General features: G+C 40.7%; 16 protein-coding genes and 1 pseudogene. 15 read left to right on the top strand and 2 right to left on the bottom strand.

Annotated features, from left to right (window positions below):
* The first annotated feature begins 98 nt into the window (after nucleotides 1-98).
* From ACDZ28_RS04385 to ACDZ28_RS04340, 10 genes are all read left to right on the top strand, one after another.
* Entirely contained in the window at nucleotides 99-920 is an 822-nt protein-coding gene (locus ACDZ28_RS04385) for a methyl-accepting chemotaxis protein (RefSeq protein ID WP_042131125.1), read from the top strand.
* Between the two features lie 114 nt (nucleotides 921-1,034).
* Nucleotides 1,035-1,751 carry a purine-nucleoside phosphorylase gene (gene deoD / locus ACDZ28_RS04380; protein ID WP_042131124.1) on the top strand — a complete coding sequence of 239 codons (717 nt, stop codon included), beginning with the start codon at nucleotides 1,035-1,037 and terminating at the stop codon, nucleotides 1,749-1,751.
* A gap of 238 nt (nucleotides 1,752-1,989) precedes the next feature.
* Entirely contained in the window at nucleotides 1,990-2,979 is a 990-nt protein-coding gene (locus ACDZ28_RS04375) for a cation diffusion facilitator family transporter (RefSeq protein WP_081390023.1), read from the top strand.
* Between the two features lie 74 nt (nucleotides 2,980-3,053).
* Nucleotides 3,054-3,374: a metal-sensitive transcriptional regulator gene (locus ACDZ28_RS04370; protein ID WP_042131123.1), complete on the top strand. Its 321-nt coding sequence runs from the start codon at nucleotides 3,054-3,056 to the stop codon at nucleotides 3,372-3,374.
* A 108-nt stretch (nucleotides 3,375-3,482) separates the two neighbouring features.
* The gene (locus ACDZ28_RS04365; RefSeq protein ID WP_076120967.1) at nucleotides 3,483-3,719 is read left to right on the top strand and encodes a glutaredoxin family protein; all 237 of its coding nucleotides are present in this window, start codon (nucleotides 3,483-3,485) and stop codon (nucleotides 3,717-3,719) included.
* Nucleotides 3,720-3,840: 121 nt separating this feature from the next.
* Nucleotides 3,841-4,170, top strand: coding sequence for a four-helix bundle copper-binding protein (locus ACDZ28_RS04360; RefSeq protein WP_076120966.1), 330 nt, complete (start codon nucleotides 3,841-3,843; stop codon nucleotides 4,168-4,170).
* Between the two features lie 207 nt (nucleotides 4,171-4,377).
* On the top strand, nucleotides 4,378-6,810 hold the full coding sequence (locus ACDZ28_RS04355) for a heavy metal translocating P-type ATPase (RefSeq protein ID WP_375104106.1): 2,433 nt from the start codon (nucleotides 4,378-4,380) through the stop codon (nucleotides 6,808-6,810).
* 30 nt (nucleotides 6,811-6,840) lie between these two features.
* Nucleotides 6,841-7,464 (top strand): nitrite reductase, encoded by a 624-nt coding sequence (locus tag ACDZ28_RS04350; protein ID WP_076120964.1) that lies wholly within the window; start codon nucleotides 6,841-6,843, stop codon nucleotides 7,462-7,464.
* Nucleotides 7,465-7,700: 236 nt separating this feature from the next.
* A complete protein-coding gene (locus ACDZ28_RS04345; RefSeq protein WP_042131118.1) occupies nucleotides 7,701-8,699 on the top strand; it encodes a globin-coupled sensor protein in 999 nt (332 codons plus the stop codon).
* 59 nt (nucleotides 8,700-8,758) lie between these two features.
* Nucleotides 8,759-9,343 (top strand): dihydrofolate reductase family protein, encoded by a 585-nt coding sequence (locus tag ACDZ28_RS04340; RefSeq protein WP_197069716.1) that lies wholly within the window; start codon nucleotides 8,759-8,761, stop codon nucleotides 9,341-9,343.
* Between the two features lie 64 nt (nucleotides 9,344-9,407).
* Here ACDZ28_RS04340 and ACDZ28_RS04335 read toward each other — a convergent pair whose 3' ends face one another.
* Entirely contained in the window at nucleotides 9,408-9,587 is a 180-nt protein-coding gene (locus ACDZ28_RS04335) for a hypothetical protein (RefSeq protein WP_076120322.1), read from the bottom strand.
* A 248-nt stretch (nucleotides 9,588-9,835) separates the two neighbouring features.
* On the opposite strand from ACDZ28_RS04335, the gene ACDZ28_RS04330 reads away from it, so the two are divergent.
* The 3 genes from ACDZ28_RS04330 to ACDZ28_RS04320 all read left to right on the top strand — a co-directional run bounded on the left by ACDZ28_RS04330 (nucleotide 9,836) and on the right by ACDZ28_RS04320 (nucleotide 13,803).
* The gene (locus ACDZ28_RS04330; RefSeq protein WP_156114877.1) at nucleotides 9,836-10,645 is read left to right on the top strand and encodes a CPBP family intramembrane glutamic endopeptidase; all 810 of its coding nucleotides are present in this window, start codon (nucleotides 9,836-9,838) and stop codon (nucleotides 10,643-10,645) included.
* A gap of 136 nt (nucleotides 10,646-10,781) precedes the next feature.
* A complete protein-coding gene (locus ACDZ28_RS04325; RefSeq protein ID WP_375104105.1) occupies nucleotides 10,782-13,169 on the top strand; it encodes an ATP-binding protein in 2,388 nt (795 codons plus the stop codon).
* Entirely contained in the window at nucleotides 13,147-13,803 is a 657-nt protein-coding gene (locus ACDZ28_RS04320) for a response regulator transcription factor (RefSeq protein ID WP_042131113.1), read from the top strand. The genes ACDZ28_RS04325 and ACDZ28_RS04320 overlap by 23 nt, the downstream gene beginning before the upstream one ends.
* Here ACDZ28_RS04320 and ACDZ28_RS04315 read toward each other — a convergent pair.
* Complete coding sequence (locus tag ACDZ28_RS04315) at nucleotides 13,800-14,174, bottom strand: hypothetical protein (protein WP_042131112.1); 375 nt, start codon at nucleotides 14,172-14,174, stop codon at nucleotides 13,800-13,802. The genes ACDZ28_RS04320 and ACDZ28_RS04315 overlap by 4 nt on opposite strands.
* Nucleotides 14,175-14,287: 113 nt before the next feature.
* Between ACDZ28_RS04315 and ACDZ28_RS04310 the strand changes: the two are divergent.
* Both ACDZ28_RS04310 and ACDZ28_RS04305 read left to right on the top strand, forming a co-directional pair.
* Nucleotides 14,288-14,814 (top strand): annotated as a pseudogene (locus tag ACDZ28_RS04310) (DinB family protein).
* Between the two features lie 294 nt (nucleotides 14,815-15,108).
* The gene (locus ACDZ28_RS04305; protein WP_375104104.1) at nucleotides 15,109-17,100 is read left to right on the top strand and encodes an ATP-binding cassette domain-containing protein; all 1,992 of its coding nucleotides are present in this window, start codon (nucleotides 15,109-15,111) and stop codon (nucleotides 17,098-17,100) included.
* Nucleotides 17,101-17,119: the final 19 nt, after the last annotated feature.

Here is a 17,119-nt window from a genome sequence, read left to right as displayed (position 1 = left end):
AGGATTTCTCGAATACATATTTCAAATATGAACTAAGCAAAATTTAGAATTTAGCATGATTAGAAAATTCTTTTTGCTGGAATGGAGACTAGATTTTTGTGATTAACAACATTGAATCCTTAAACAAATTTATCTCGTTTATACCTATTATTAAATTATCTATTCCGGCTGATTTATCCATAGCCATCTGTGATCTGGAAAGGTTTGTTGCTTATTTTCCTGGCGACACCATTGATTTAAACATTAATGAAGGTCAACTGTTAAACAAAGAAGAACCACTTTACTTAGCTATGCGAGATAATCAAGCTTTGAAGTCCGATGTGCCGGCCAACTTCTATGGATTCGAGTTTACGGGTACTGCGACACCTCTTCACGATCAAACGGGTCAAGTCATTGGCGGGATTGCAGTTCAGATTCGCAGACAAAGTGAATTAAAAGCTATTGTAGAACAGATCTCAGAATCACTAACCCAAGCCAATGAGCAAATTGATAATATTTCATATGGCGCAAGTTCACTTGCGGAGTACACTCAGCAACTACTTATACAATCCCAGCAAGCTGGAAGAGATGTGGAGAATACTACAGAGGTCCTATCGATTATTAAAAAGGTTGCTGACCAAACGAATTTACTCGGGCTAAATGCAGCCATTGAAGCGGCGCATGCAGGTGAGAAGGGAAGAGGATTTGAAGTCGTAGCCAAGGAAATTCGAAAATTTTCACGGGAAACCGTTTCCTCAACACAAAATATAAATGAAACCATGCTACAGATTAAGGGGATTACGAACCAAATGGCTAACTCGATAGAGAAGATAGCTGCGATCGGACAAGAACAGGCGGCATCTGTTCAGCATACTTCTGCATTTATTGAGGAAATAAAAATGATGTCCCAAAAGCTTAACGAGTTTGCGAATAAATTGTAGTAAGAGAATCAGTTCTTTTTTTGTTGAAACAAAAGAATATTTTAAACGTATATTTAAATTCATGGATGGTATAGTAAGATAGTAGTGGAGTAACAAACTTAGGAGGAATAAATCATGTCAACACCGCACAATGCAGCACAGAATGGTGAAATCGCCAAAACAGTATTAATGCCAGGAGATCCGTTAAGAGCGAAGTATATCGCAGAAACCTATTTGGAGAACCCAACCCAATTTAATACGGTACGGAATATGTTTGGATATACAGGTACTTACAAAGGTAAAGAAGTGTCAGTAATGGGTTCGGGAATGGGAATGCCAAGTATCGGTATTTATTCTTATGAACTATACAAAAACTATGGTGTGGAGAACATCATCCGCATCGGTAGTGCAGGTGCCTACACAGATAAATTGAACTTATTTGACGTAGTGCTGGCGGATAGTGCTTGGAGTGAATCTACATACGCCTATGTGCAAAGTGGTGTAGAAGGAGACGTGCAACTGCCAAGTAAAGAATTGAATGAGATCATTGAAGCAGCAGCAAAACGCATTAATAAGCCACTTTTGACTGCAAGAATTCATTCCAGCGATGTGTTCTATCATGAAGACAACGTGCCAGGCCACAATGAATTTTACAATGAGCATGGTTGTGTATGTGTAGAAATGGAGAGCTATGCACTGTTCCATAATGCGAAAGTATTAGGTAAACAAGCAGCATGTATTCTTACCATTTCGGATTCATTAGTTACCCATGCAGTAACCACGGCAGAAGAAAGACAAAATTCTTTCAACAGCATGATGGAAGTTGCATTAGAAGCAGCGATTTCCCTTTAAGATTAAGAAGTGAAAGATAAACTACAACATCTTTATACAGAAATTGTATAGAGATGTTTTTTTGCGTTTTCAAGATTTAAGAGACTATACCCCTTAGGTTAATTATTGACAAGAAGAAAAATCCAGATCATAATAACATATGAGCACTTGTTCATATGTTATTATGATCTGGAGCTTTTGAATACCACTGCGCGCGCATACAAATAATATTTTGCTGAAGGTAAATAGGAGGTAAATCATGAAGAACAAGAAGAATAATCACAATCATCAGATTGAGCATGTAGACGGGCAACACTCCGATCACGATCACAGCGATCACAATCATTCCCATGGACCTCACGGTCATCATCATTTTGATCCTAGCGGAAACAAAAAAGGACTAATGATTGCATTAATAATTACAGTAGGAATTATGTTTTTGGAGTTTTTTGGCGGACTGGTCACTAACAGCTTAGCGCTGCTATCGGACAGTGGGCATATGCTAAACGATGCAAGCTCCTTAGCATTAAGCTTAGTAGCGGTCTGGTTTGCAACTAAACCTGCCTCTCCTAATAAAACATATGGATTTCATCGGTTTGAAATTCTAGCGGCACTATTGAATGGGGTCACCTTATTTGTAGTTGCTGGTTTTATCATCGTGGAAGCTTATGGCCGATTCTTCGAGCCGCCTACGGTTGCAAGTGGTTCTATGATGCTGATCGCATGTATAGGTCTTTTAGCCAATGTTGCTAGTGCTTGGTCTCTTATGAGAAAAGGGGATGTAAAGAATAACATTAACCTTCGCAGTGCTTATCTTCATGTGCTTGGCGATGCATTAGGCTCCGTAGGGGCTATTATCGCAGGTTTAGTCATGATGATTTTCGGTTGGTATATTGCCGACCCGATTATAAGCGTACTAGTTGCTCTGTTAATTCTTAGAGGCGCTTGGGGAATCATCAAACATACCGTTCATGTTCTTATGGAAGGTACTCCGATTACAGTGAATCCATCTGAGGTGAAGGCAGTTCTAGAAAATATCGAAGGCGTTATAAATGTTCATGATCTTCATATTTGGACGATTACCTCCGGCCTTGATTCACTAAGCTGTCATCTCTTAATTAATGATCAGGAGGATGATCAACGTATTTTACAGCAAGCTATTCAGTTAATAGCGGAACGCTTCAAAATCCAGCATACTACTATTCAAATTGAGACATCGGTGATATTCCATGAAGTGATGAAAGTCTAAACGGTATTTTATATTTTGAATAGAATAGGAGGGCTATAGTATAATAAAACTATATGGAAAGGAGTGATTGGTGCATGGAAGATCATACGCATGAGCACGAATCATGTAGCACGGGTGAACGAAAAAGTCATCACTCTGAGAAGACTAAAAAGAACCTGGTTAGCCGTCTCAATAGAATTGAAGGACAAGTAAGAGGGCTAAAAGGATTGATTGAAAAGGACACCTATTGTGATGATGTGCTGCATCAAATCTCTTCGGTCCAATCTGCTTTGAACGGCGTAGGAAAGCTTTTGTTAGAACATCATATGAAGAGCTGTGTCGTGGAACGAATCCAAGATGGTGAAAATGAAGTGTTAGACGAGTTATTAATTACCATCAATAAATTAATTAAATAATGGATAATAGAAAGGATTCGTTGGTGAATCCTTTTTTGTTAGATTCAAATATAGTATAGGGGGGTATACTAACAATATTAGAAAATATACTGAAGGAAGGAGATCCATATGAATGTAGAGGTATTTACAACACCGACCTGTGAGGATTGCAGAAGTTTTAAAAAGTTCTTAAGTGAGCATCGTATTCCATTTACTGAATTTAATATTGCAGATCATCCTGAGCACGCAGATACACTATTTAATCGAACAGGAAAAAGGCTGGTTCCTACCATTTTCATTAACAATCAGGTATTCTTCGGATTTGTGTTCAATCGTCAAGAAATTGAGAAGCAGCTTCTTGTCTAAGGCTCAGGACTTTATATAATCATCATCCGGCAATTTCTCAGAGCATGATAAGTTAGCTCAAGATTGGGTATATATAGAGTAGGGGACTATCCTAAATTACATCTTGAGAGGAGCTTATACGATGTCACATCAAGATTATAAAGCGTGTATTGAAGAGTGTTTAAAATGTATGGTTGCTTGTAATCACTGTTACTCATCTTGCTTGGAGGAAGACCATGTTGCCATGATGAAGGAGTGCATTCGTCTTGATCGTGAATGTGCAGAGATATGCGGATTCACGGCGCATGCCATGTCGATGAATAGTAAATATGTTAAAGCCCTATGTTTAGCTTGTGCAGAGGCTTGTGAAGACTGTGGAAACGAATGTAAAAGACATGACCACGAGCATTGCCAGCAATGTGCAGAAGCATGTTTTGCCTGTGCAAGAGTTTGTCGTGAAATGGCCGCTTAACCTAGTAGAGAGTGCTTCAAATCAGACGAATGAAAAAAGGGAGTGTTCTCAGAAACAGGATTTCTGTTACTGAGAATGCTCCTTTTTAGGTATTTGCAGTAGAGCTTGTTGCTTGACATAATATAGGGTAGGGGGGTATACTAACATCAAGAAGAAGATGATACAAACCATGAAAATCATCACAAAAGTGGAAGAGGTGTTTATATAATGGCTACTACTGGGGCGGGGCAATCACAAACGTCACTTCAGATCACAGGGATGACTTGTGCAGCATGTGCAAACCGTATAGAAAAAGGCTTGAATAAACTTGAAGGTGTAAGTGAAGCCAACGTAAACTTCGCAATGGAGAGGGCTACAGTGACTTATGATCCGAACATAGTGGACGTAATTAAGATGGAAGCAAGTATTCAGAAGCTTGGGTATAGCACGGCTAAAGAAGCTGTGGATTTACAGCTTGTAGGTATGACATGTGCCGCTTGTGCGCTGAAAATTGAAAAGACTCTGAATAAGCTACCAGGCGTAAGCACGGCTAATGTGAACTTTGCGATGGAAACAGCCCATGTCGAATATAACCCCGTTGAAGTTTCTGTATCTGATATGCAGAAGCGGGTAGAGAAGCTTGGATACAAAGCTGTTCCCAAACAGGAGCAAGGTGACCCCTCAGAGCAGCGACAACAAGATTTATCCAAGCAAAAACGTAAGCTTCTGATCTCCGCAATTCTATCGTTTCCACTACTGTGGGCGATGGTGAGCCACTTTTCGTTCACTTCGTGGATATGGCTGCCCGATCTTTTTATGAATCCATGGTTCCAATTGGTTTTGGCAACACCGGTTCAATTTTATATTGGTAAACAGTTTTACATCGGTGCCTACAAAGCTCTACGTAACGGCAGTGCGAATATGGATGTACTGGTTTCACTGGGGACCTCAGCAGCCTTTTTTTACAGCTTGTACCTAACCATAGTTTGGGCTGTTGATGGTGGGAGCGCGCATCATGGACCAGAAATGTATTATGAAACAAGTGCAGTATTGATTACTCTCGTTCTAATGGGGAAATTGTTCGAATCCTTGGCAAAAGGACGGACATCGGAAGCGATTAAATCCTTGATGGGACTGCAAGCTAAGACGGCTTTGGTTGTCCGCGATGGTGAAGAATTAAGTATTCCTGTAGAGGAAGTTATTGCAGGTGATATAGTCCTTGTTCGTCCAGGGAATAAAGTCCCTGTGGATGGTGAAGTTCTGGAAGGGATCTCGTCGGTAGATGAGTCCATGTTGACAGGCGAAAGCCTTCCTGTTGAAAAGAAAGCCGGAGATTCCGTCATTGGAGCGACAATTAATAAGATGGGAATGCTTCGAATCAGAGCAACCAAAGTAGGTAAAGAAACTGCTCTTGCACAGATTATTAAAGTGGTTGAAGAAGCGCAGGGTTCGAAAGCCCCTATTCAACGGGTCGCTGACGTCATTTCCGGTATTTTTGTTCCTATCGTTGTCGGGATTGCAGTTATTGCATTCTTAGTGTGGTACTTCTTCGTAACACCGGGTGATTTTGCAGGAGCCTTGGAAAAAGCAATCGCCATTCTGGTTATCGCATGTCCTTGTGCTTTAGGTCTGGCTACGCCAACCTCCATTATGGCTGGTTCCGGACGTGCAGCTGAATGGGGAATCCTGTTTAAAGGCGGAGAACATTTAGAGCAAACGCATAAAATTGACACGATCATCTTAGATAAAACAGGTACAGTAACAAAGGGCAAACCTGAGCTTACCGATATTTTGGTTGAAGGTGATGAGACAGAATTTCTTAGACTGGTGGGTGCAGCGGAGAAGAATTCAGAACATCCACTTGCAGAAGCTATTGTCGCAGGCATCTTGGATAAAAATATTGAATTGCCAGGGACCGAATCTTTTGAAGCCATTCCGGGGTTTGGGATCAAGGCTGTCGTGGAAGGTAAAGAGCTGTTAATTGGTACTCGGCGTCTCATGGACCAATACGGAGTAGAGGCAAGTCATGCCTATAACATCATGTCTACCTTAGAAGAATCCGGTAAAACAGCAATGCTTGTTGCTATAAATAAAGGGTACGTGGGTATGGTAGCTGTAGCGGATACGATTAAAGAAACCTCTCAGGCTGCTGTCAGTCGCTTGAAAGGAATGGGAATCCAGGTCATCATGATCACCGGTGATAACGAACGTACAGCAAAGGCGATCGCAGCCCAAGTTGGCATTGATCATGTACGCGCTGAAGTGCTTCCAGAAGGAAAAGCGGAGGAAGTGAAAAAATTACAAGCGGAAGGAAAAATAGTAGCCATGGTTGGGGACGGCATTAACGATGCTCCTGCTCTTGCTACTGCAGATATTGGGATGGCAATCGGTACCGGTACGGATGTGGCTATGGAAGCTGCGGATGTTACTTTAATGCGTGGCGATTTATCCAGTATTCCAGATGCTATCTACATGAGCCGTAAAACGATGACTAATATTAAACAAAATCTATTCTGGGCACTTGGTTACAACTCACTTGGCATTCCGATTGCAGCACTGGGTTTCTTAGCTCCATGGGTAGCGGGGGCGGCAATGGCTCTCAGCTCGGTTTCCGTTGTTCTTAATGCACTTCGTCTGCAACGTGTGAAGATCCGTAACTAAATGGCTAGAGGAATGGAGACGGGGATAAGTATGGGAGAGATAACGAAAATAGCAGTTGCGCCGCCAATTCAAGTGGGGGGAAGCCTGTTTACACCAGAGCAGCTGGCTACAATTGGGGCTATTGTAGGGAAGAATGCGAAAATTGAAATGACACCTTTTAAACAGCTTTATTTGGAGGTGCCTCTGGAGAAACGAGAAGAGATAGTGGAACAACTTGAGCGTACAGGATTGGAAGTATATCCAGCGGGATTTGTCACGAAAAGCCTGATTGCCTGTAATTTTTGCAGAGGGGCCGAGGATGCGGGGCTGGCAGTTGCACAGAAATTAAATCAGTCTATAGCAGGGATTGAAACACCTTTGCCACTGAAGATTGGTTATGCGGGCTGTGCACTCGGAACAAGTGAACCCTTGTTGAAAGATATCAGCGTTGTGAAAATGCGTAATACTTATGAGGTTTTTGTTGGAGGAGAACCTAAGGGGCTTAAGACTTCAATCGCACAATCCTTTAGATCAGGGCTGACTGAGGATCAACTCATTCCACTGATTTTGTCATTGATTAACTACTATAAGGCCAACGCCAAAGGGAAAGAGAAATTCAGAAAGTTTATTGACAGGATGACATTAGAATCGATGCAACAAGTTGTTGCAGTATAGTAAAATTATAATTTTAAGAGGGGCTTCCTTTATAGGAGCTCCTCTTTTTAGTGTGATCTAAGAATAATGCTGCGAAATGCAAAGTTTGTAAAATTAATAAACTATTTAAGTAAATATAGTGTTAAAATTTATTAAAATAATACCTTTATTATCAAGATAAATAGATGCCATAGGGGATGGCATGGAAGATGCGATGATCATTATATAAACAGTATGAGAGGGAAGTTGACCAAATTATGATCAATCTTAGTTCAGAGCGACAACAGCAAGTTAGCTATATTGGGATTACTGAGGCTGATTTAAATGTATTGAAAAGTAAGGAAAAAGAATTCAAGCAAATCGTTAGCTCGCTTGTAGATGAATTGTATAAACAGATGATTGAGGAGCCTGAGCTACTCCACATCATTGAACAGCACAGTACACTTGATCGATTGAAGGAAACGCAACAGTGGTATTTTTTATCCATGGCATCGGGTGTGATTGATGAAGCATTTATTGAAAGACGCCTGCTTATTGGTAAAATTCACTCGCGTATTGGTCTGACAACGAATTGGTATTTGGGCACTTACATATTATATTTGGATCTCGCTACAGCTTATTTTGAACGGATATTACCGACCGAGTGGAAACCCGTCATTCATGCATTAACTAAGATGTTTAATCTGGATTCTCAGTTGGTTCTTGAAGCCTACGAAGTCGATGAAAAAGCGAAAATAGAAAATTTATTGGAAAAGCAAAACCACTTGCTTACAGGGGTTAGTTCTGCGGTTCAAGAATTAGTATCCTTAATGGTTCAACTAAAAGACAGCAGTGAATCTATAGAGGAATTAGCTAGTAAGAATGCTGATTATCAAGAGAAAACACATCAAACTGTGTTATATCTCGACAAAGAGGTAGAGTCTATTCATCAAGTGGGTACAATGATTAGAGAAGTGGCTGATCATACGCATCTTTTGGGCTTAAACGCGGCGATTGAAGCGGCAAGAGCAGGGGAGCATGGAAGAGGCTTTGAAGTTGTTGCGAATGAAGTAAGAAAGTTAGCGCGTCGCTCTAAAGATTCAGTAGGTACGATTGATGAGAAGCTGAATAATATCAACTCCACACTGTCCAAGGTGAAAAAAGAGTCGGAACACAATTCTATGTATTCCAGAGATCAGGTGAAGGGCTCTCAAGAACTGGTATCTTTCGTGAGTCTGATTGAAAAAGTGACCGTTGAGTTAGAAAAATTGAAGTGAACAAGCAAGTTGCTGATTGATTTATTAAGTCTCCATTCCTGATACAGGGAGCGATGAGTGTGTCCGTAGAACATTATGTACAAGATGCAGAAGCTTCAACTAGAAAGATCGTGGCAGGATTATTCATGTCGCTGGATGGAGTGGTAGACTCGCTTGAAGCCTCACCTAAGAAGTGGGGGAGTACTGAAATGAACGAGACGATTGCTGCAGGTGTCGCTCAGGCGGACACTGTACTGCTTGGACCACGTACTTACAGAATGCTAGCCCAGTTCTGGCAGCATCAGAGTGACGATCTGCCTATGGCAAGATTTCTGAACCGTTCTGCTAAATATCTGGTCTCAAGTACAATTACGGAGGATAAGCTCAAATGGCAACCTGCGACGTTGATTAAGGGGAAGCTCTTCGAGGAAATTACGAAGCTAAAGCAACAGCCTGGAAAGAACATTCAGATTCCTGGCAGTCCGAGATTAGTTCGATCCCTATTGATGAATGGACTGCTAGATGAGCTTAGGCTTAATATTTGTCCCGTAGTCGTTGGCTCTGGAATGCGGCTTTTTGACGAAATCACGAATCTGGTTCCTCTTCAGCTTGTGGACTCAAAAGCTTACAGCAACGGTGTGGTAGGCTTAACGTATCGCATATAATCTTTGAATTGAAACACTCCTTCAGAATATTCTGAGGAGTGTTTTTTTGGTTTAGCAATGCACTTTAGACGTCTGTTTTAGAGACACCGTTTAAGCTGGGGACGTAATCGGCAGCTTTATCGATGTTTACCATCTGAGCCGCTTCATTAAAATTATTGTTATTCTGTGCGTTGTTTTTCTTACTCGGTTGATGTTTTCCCGGTTCACCTTTGGGACTGGCATTATTTTTAGGTATGACATTCACCTCCATATTCTCCCCATAGTATGAGAAGGTAGTTTGAATTTTATGCCAGCCCTTGGTTGCTACGGATCCAGGAGCGCTAATCGACTTTTTTTGTGAAGTGCAAAAGTCTTTATATTGCGGTACACACACGTACCACCGCAATATATTTGTGGTTTTAACGGCAGTTGTTTTCGGTGATAGGTCCTGACTGTCGTTGTAGAATTGGATTATATAGGAAAAATAGGAAGCTATAAAACGAAAAAAGTGAGGTGAGAGTATTGCTCTCGGACAAGAAACAATCTCTTCTATTTATTTTTATCGTGTGGGCAATGGCGCTTGGAATGCTGCTACTCCCAGAATCAGCACAAGGTTTGTACGGATTCACTCCGTTACTGGCAGTATGTCTCATGATGTTTTTGATTGTGCGAGACGGTTATCATGCTGAGGGATGGAGGAGATTAGGCTTCAAATTTAGAGGAGGGAAAGAATACGTATTGGCTTTAGTCATTCCTGTAATTTCACTGGGAGCGGGATATGCTGTCTATTGGACAGGATGGGCATCAAGCTTGGTGCCTCCAGATTCATGGATCAAGACTGCTATATATTTGATCGTTTATATTGTTCTGGGTTCGCTATCCGCTTTGGGTGAAGAAATAGGCTGGAGAGGCTGGCTGCTCCCGCGCTTTCAATGGATGGGAAGAGTTAGTTCCAGTATAACAATGGGCTTAATCTGGGCGATATGGCATTATCCGGCGATTCTTGGCCCGCGGGCCTATCATTCTTCAGGAAACCGCTGGCTTGTGTTGACCCTGTTCACCTTATCCGTTGTATTTGCGGGAATCATTATTAATGAACTGCGTCTGACCTCTGGCAGCATATGGCCGGCAGTGCTTTTGCATGGAGCTAATAATGCGGTGGATAGTGTGTTGCGCAATATTACTTCCAGTTCATCACCGATGCTGGAGTATGTAGCTGGAGAGAGTGGTTGGGTCCCAGTGATTTTATATGGCGCTGTGGCCATCTGGATGCTGAATCGAAACCTCAAGATAAAACGGCAGTCGATCAGTTTAGGGCAATAGCTTTGCGCGTTCGTCTATAAATGAAGGAATATCATGCATAAAAGTATATTATTCCCTGTTGAATTCATTTAAAATGGTAGAGAATACACGGATTGGATTACAAATATGTATAATTTTGTTGTTCCGGGGGATTCAAATGAGAGTGAAGCTCCGTTATGTTTACATATCAGGATCACTTTGTATTTTTGCGTTTCTTATCATTCATTTTGTGGGGATCATTCACTCCAACCTCTTACTTGAAGTCGGCTTGGCGCAGAATGAACAAGGACAATATTTTATCGCAGAGATTGATGCTTCCAGTGAAGGTTATAAACAGAATCTGCGAGAAGGAGATATCATAGTAGCGGTTAATGGAACACCGATTGAGAAAGTGGATGGACCCGTGAGATATGGAAATCTGACGCAAGTTCATTCCATTGACCTCCTCCGTATTTCTAGAGAGGGTGCTCTGGTGGCAGAACATTATGATATCAAGAATAAATCCTCCGTATATCATACGTTTACTCAGCTTGTAGTTCCTGGAGCGACCTTTGTTTTTTTGGCCGTGTTGAGTCTTCTTTTATACCGTAGAAAAAGTGGAGAACGCGCAGCAGAACTACTAATTTTGTTCTTTTTATTGGTGGGCGTAACGTACTTTGCGGGATATGCCTCAAGCAGATCAGACCTCATCGCTAGAATTACTATGAGTTGCCTGTTACCTTTAATCCCGCTGGTGTTTATCCATTTTCTCCAAGTGCATCTGAAACGATTTAATGTTCTATTTCTTTCGACTTTTCTAATTAAGATTTTTTATGGGTTCGTCATTTTGTTAGGGATGCTGGCAACCTTAAGTTTAGTTATTTACTCCTGGGATAGGTCCTTATATTCCTTGATACGTCTGATTGTTATCGGTTTCTTTGTAGTTGGCATCCTATACAGCATATTTAAGCTGCTCTATTTATACATCAATTATAAGAGCAGTGCACTTAAATCGATGTTTAAAATTATGCTCACCGGACAGATCCTTTCCTTTACACCTTTTATTCTTTTATCAGCGGTGCCGATAGTTTTTGGGGTCGATTTGATTCCTTACGAAATCACTACGATTTTCTTGTTTTTAATGCCGGTTACCTATTTTTATCTGCTCACTGCTAAACAGCTTTTTGATATTGATTTTGCTTTTAGTCGATTTAAATATGATCTTTTCATTGCTTTTATTCCGGCGCTAATGATTGTGGCAGTGCTTGCGATCATTCAGAGTAGACCGGAATATGATTGGATCAAATGGGTGCAGATGTTTTTGGTAGTATATTTATCGATTACGACCTTCTTATTCTTCAAGGAGAAAATAGATTGTTATTTCCGGCCTAAGCTGTTCCGTGAACTTCACCATTATCAAGGAAGTTTGGAACGATTCTCTCAGCAAATCTCAAAGGTTATGAAGATATCTGATTTGGAAGCTGCACTCAACAAGGAGATCAATGAGATTCTGCCGGTGAATCGGTCAGCTTTTTTTGAGATAGATGAGGCTGAGAATTTGCGTACTCTTCATCCACTTGTGGACGATTCAGGCCAAGAAATCCATTTGCATTTTGTATCACAATCTCCTGTTCTTAAAGTAGGTGAGGTGATTCAACTCCAGCAAGGGATCCTACTAGTGATAGGCCGTCATAAAAAGAGTGTTCATCTCTTATGGATCGATCATAAGAAGAATCATATCAAGTTTAACAGAGAAGAGATAAATTGGTTAAGTACCATCGCAAACTATGCAAGCATCGTCTATGAAAATTTATATCTGATTGAAGGCCTAATTGAAGACCTTGAAGCTGAAATGAAAAAAGAACACCATGGGACCCCATGGGTTTTGCGCCTGATTTTTAACTTATCAGAGAATGAACGTAGAAAGTTGGCGGCGGATTTACATGATTCTGCACTTCAGGATCAGCTTATTTGGCTTCGTAGGCTGGAAACACTGATCTCCGATCACGACATTTCAACGGAAATCTTACCGGAGCTGCTTCAGATTAAAGAAGGGCTTTTGGATGTCATCTATCAGATTCGGGAGACTTGCAATGAACTGCGTCCTCCGCTTCTTAGAGAAGCTGGAATTGTGAAGGCGCTGGAGATTTTGTTTGAGTATGCTCAGTTACAGTCCAATTATACTATTACCTTTACTTCAAGTCCGATAGGCGAGCTGGATGACGAACTAGTGATCACCATTTATCGAATTGTACAGGAGCTTTTACGGAATGCCGCGAAGCACGCTAAGGCAAATCAGATTGAGCTTGAGCTTGATCAGAAAGAGTATCTCTATTTCCGTTACAAGGATGATGGAGTAGGCATGAATATCGTGGATATTAAGGAATCCTTTCAGCATATGGGCTTGTCTGGTATCAAAGAGCGTGTAGCGAGTTTAGAAGGAAAATGCACGTTTAACTCTGAGAAGGGTAAGGGGCTAGAGGTCATTATTTATTTACCGACAACGACTTTCGCGGAAGAAAAGAACAGAGGAGGCGATGGCGATGATACGTATCTTGTTGGTTGATGATCATCCTTCAGTCGGAGAAGGAACCAGGAATATGATTGAGCAGGATGCTGATATGGAGGTAACCTTTGTTTTGTCAGCGATGGAAGCTTTCGATAGGCTAGAGCAGCAAGAATTTGATGTGATTTTATGCGATCTTAATATGCCTACAATTAGCGGACTTGAATTCACTAAAAGGGCTGTTCAGCGTGATCCCGAATCTAAAGTGGTGATTTACACCGGATATGAAATCAGTGCCCATTATAACCTGTTGATAGAGTCGGGGGTTACGGGATTTATCTCTAAAACAGCTTCCAGAGAGCAGTTGTTAAATACCATTCGGTGCGCATTAAGAAATGAGGCTGTCATTCCAGTTTCCTTACTTAAGCAGCTAAGAAGAAATGATATTAAGATAACTAACAATCGTGGTACTCAACTCATTGAAGAGGTATCTATTAATCAAAAGGAACAAGAAATACTCCAAGAAGTAGCCAGTGGAAAAAGCAATAAAGACATAGCCAGCAAGCTCTTAATGTCACAAAGGACTGTGGAGTATAACTTGACGAGAATCTTCGAGAAGCTGAGTGTACATTCCAGATCCGAAGCAATCGTGGAGGGAAAGCGTCTGGGACTTGTTAGATCAGAGCAATTTTAATATCTTGCTGTGTGGTTATCATATCGCTGAGCAATTATCAGAATGATGAAGACGGCAAGGGTCCCCAAAAGAAGAGGCATATCTCCTTCAAATTCGCCACCTAGAATCATCATTGCAATAAACTGAACAACGGCAACGATCAAGCCTATCCATACAAACCGAAATTTGTCTTGCTTGATGGCAATATACATCTGAATGATTCCTAAGTTTAATAGAAGATAAATTCCAACGGCTATAAGTATCCATAGCCATTTAGCTTCTTCTGTTCCAGCAAAGGTGGACCAAATCGCCAGTGGAAAGGCATAACAATTAATTCCTATAAGAGCAATTATCCATACGACCCAATACATAGTTTTGTTAGTCTTATTCATGGTGTTAAGCACCTCACTTTGATTTCTTGTTTGTCATTACCTGTAATGAATGCTTCTGAACCATTCAGGGATGTGGATTTATAATTCCAAAGATATGAAGGAGAGATTCCAATATGATCGATATGAACAGAATTTATCTTATCTCAGATATTCCTGGTTACTCACCGCAAATTAGTCGTCTTTTATCTATGATGAATTATGCAAGACACACAACATTAGCGGCTGTTAAGGACTTAAGTGTTGATCAGCTAGACTATTTATTGGATTCGGAGAGTAACTCTATTGGCGCATTATTATTACACTACGCTGCCGTGGAATATGCGTATCAAGTGTCAACGTTTGAGGGAAGAGATTTATCCGAAGAAGAGTTAACAATCTGGGGACCGGCACTGAACTTAGGGGATGAAGGTCGATCGGTTATTAAAGGAAATGAGCTTAGTTATTATTTAGACCGTTTAAATGAAGTAAGAGAAAGACTTACGAATTATTTTTAACCGTGAATGATGACTGGTTAGATGTAGAAGAAGAGTTCTGGTATAACAAACCAGCGAATCGCTATTTCATGTGGTTTCATGTATTCGAAGATGAAATCAATCACAGAGGTCAAATTAGATTAATACGAAAAAGAGCGCTAGCTTAAATGAAAGAGGAACATAAATGAAGTTCATAGAGGAAAGTATAATGCCCTTATTTAAAAATTATCCGCTGCTCTCGAAAGTTATAGTAACGGTACTAATTATAGATATTGTTTATTATGCAGGAAAAGAAATTGGCCGTTTAGCTTATAATTTGACTCATTAAGTTCTTAATAATCCGGACAAGACAACCTCAGTTAATGAAGGTTGTCTTTTTTTGTGGAAATCATGAAAGTTTTCAGTTCATTTTCAGTTCACATAAATTTGTTAGGATTGGAAACATCAAAGGAAGAGAAAAAGTGCGTGATCCAAGAGAGGAAGAAATCAAAATGAACATATTAGAGGTTAAGAATGTTAAGAAATCGTATACTTTGTATGGTAAGGAAAAAGTTCCAGTACTCCATGATGTCAACTTAAGCTTTGAGACAGGTGAATTTGTCTCCATCCTCGGTGAGTCCGGTTGTGGTAAGTCCACACTGATGAATACCATCGGTGGAATGGACTCTGATTATGAGGGCGATGTCCTTGTTCGCGGAAAGAACCTGAGCAAGATGACCGAAAAGGAAATGGATGATTATCGGAAGAATAATATCGGCTTCGTATTTCAAAACTTCAATCTGATCCCCCATTTATCAGTATTGGAGAATGTTACGGTTGCGATGCAGATGACGAATACGAGTGAGAAGGAACGGAATAAGCGTGCTATAGAGATTTTGACTGAGGTAGGATTAAAGGATCATCTGAAAAAACGTCCGAATCAACTGTCCGGTGGACAGAAGCAACGGGTATCCATTGCACGTGCATTGTCGAATAATCCAGACATTATTTTGGCCGATGAACCTACGGGTGCGCTGGATAAAGATACAGGTGATCAAATATTAGTCTTGTTGGACAGCATTGCGAAAAGAGGGATTTTGGTCATTACTGTGACCCACTCACAAAAAGTAGCTGATTACGGTAGCCGTATCGTTAAGCTTGAAGAGGGATTGGTGAAAGACGATATTCATTTGAAGGAACGTTCCATGGCTACCTACGATGGGGGTGATGGTTCAGCCCGAAACCTCAGCTTAATGGCTTCTTTCAAAATGGCCCTTCAAAATATGAAGCTCAACGCCAAACGTAATGTATTGGTAGCATTGGGCGGTTCGATAGGGATTTTAAGTGTACTTTTGATGCTTTCCTTAGGGAATGGGATCACGAGCTATATTAATAACGAAATTAATTCAAGTATGGACCCTTTACTGGTGGATATCACTAAGCCGAATCCAGAAGCCAAGGACATGAAAGGTCCAGAAGCGATGATGTTACCAGGCGTTTCGTTTACAAAGGCCGATGTTGAAACGATTCGTAACCTTCCAAATGTAGATCATGTGGAGACCATTACAACCATTACAGGCAAATCTACTACGGTTTTTGGTGATCAAACGGGTAGTCTCACACAATTAACCACCTTAAACGATACGTTTGATAAAGCGACGATTAAAGCAGGGGCATTACCAAAAGAAAATGAAATGTTATTACCAACGAAAATAGCGAGCCAATTAAGCGGAAATGACCAACCGAATACTATGGTAGGGAAGTCTATTCATCTGTATATTACTGAAATGGATGCTCAACATAAACCGATAACGTTGGAAAAAGAAGTTACTGTCTCTGGTGTTTATGAAGCCACTGATCCAAGAGCGCAAATGTCACCGACAGGGTATATTCCAACACAGACACTGGAGCAAATGTATGCCGATAAAGGGATTACCATTGGGCCGATTCAGGTTAATGCTTTTGCAACGGATATGAAATATGTGAATGATATTAATAAAGCGGCTGTTGATGCGGGCTTCTCGGGCTCCCAAACAGCAAAAATCATGGAGCGTATTACGACTTATGTGGATATGGCTACGATCGTTCTGTCTGGTATTGCAGGGATTTCACTCATCGTATCAGGGATTATGATTTTGGTTGTGCTTTATATTAGTGTAGTCGAACGGACTAAAGAAATTGGAATTCTTCGTGCAATTGGGGCAAGAAAGAAAGATATCAAGCGAATATTCTTTTCCGAATCTGCATTATTGGGAATATTTAGTGGTATTATTGCGGTAGTCTTTGCAGCAGTCATTAGCTATGGATTAAATATTTTCTTGGAAAATGCTTTCGGAGTCAAGCTTATTAATCTCTCTGGATCTTATATCGTATTCGGATTAGTTGTAAGTACAGGGATTAGTATTATCGCTGGTTTGATGCCTTCATCGAAGGCGGCCAAGCTCGATCCAATGGAATCTCTAAGATACGAATAAATACAACTTTGGAAAGGAA

The sequence above is a fragment of the Paenibacillus sp. RS8 genome (assembly GCF_041956825.1).
In the GTDB taxonomy this organism is placed as follows: domain Bacteria; phylum Bacillota; class Bacilli; order Paenibacillales; family Paenibacillaceae; genus Paenibacillus_AQ.
This window is presented reverse-complemented; position numbering and strand designations above follow the sequence as displayed.

What these genes read in the sequence shown, in the direction of transcription:
- ACDZ28_RS04365 (WP_076120967.1), top strand. Translation starts at nt 3,483, where the DNA reads ATGAATGTAGAGGTATTTACAACACCGACCTGTGAGGATTGCAGAAGT.
- ACDZ28_RS04345 (WP_042131118.1), top strand. Translation starts at nt 7,701, where the DNA reads ATGATCAATCTTAGTTCAGAGCGACAACAGCAAGTTAGCTATATTGGG.
- ACDZ28_RS04375 (WP_081390023.1), top strand. Translation starts at nt 1,990, where the DNA reads ATGAAGAACAAGAAGAATAATCACAATCATCAGATTGAGCATGTAGAC.
- ACDZ28_RS04350 (WP_076120964.1), top strand. Translation starts at nt 6,841, where the DNA reads ATGGGAGAGATAACGAAAATAGCAGTTGCGCCGCCAATTCAAGTGGGG.
- ACDZ28_RS04325 (WP_375104105.1), top strand. Translation starts at nt 10,782, where the DNA reads ATGAGAGTGAAGCTCCGTTATGTTTACATATCAGGATCACTTTGTATT.
- ACDZ28_RS04315 (WP_042131112.1), bottom strand. Translation starts at nt 14,174, where the DNA reads ATGAATAAGACTAACAAAACTATGTATTGGGTCGTATGGATAATTGCT.
- deoD (WP_042131124.1), top strand. Translation starts at nt 1,035, where the DNA reads ATGTCAACACCGCACAATGCAGCACAGAATGGTGAAATCGCCAAAACA.
- ACDZ28_RS04320 (WP_042131113.1), top strand. Translation starts at nt 13,147, where the DNA reads ATGATACGTATCTTGTTGGTTGATGATCATCCTTCAGTCGGAGAAGGA.
- ACDZ28_RS04370 (WP_042131123.1), top strand. Translation starts at nt 3,054, where the DNA reads ATGGAAGATCATACGCATGAGCACGAATCATGTAGCACGGGTGAACGA.
- ACDZ28_RS04355 (WP_375104106.1), top strand. Translation starts at nt 4,378, where the DNA reads ATGGCTACTACTGGGGCGGGGCAATCACAAACGTCACTTCAGATCACA.
- ACDZ28_RS04360 (WP_076120966.1), top strand. Translation starts at nt 3,841, where the DNA reads ATGTCACATCAAGATTATAAAGCGTGTATTGAAGAGTGTTTAAAATGT.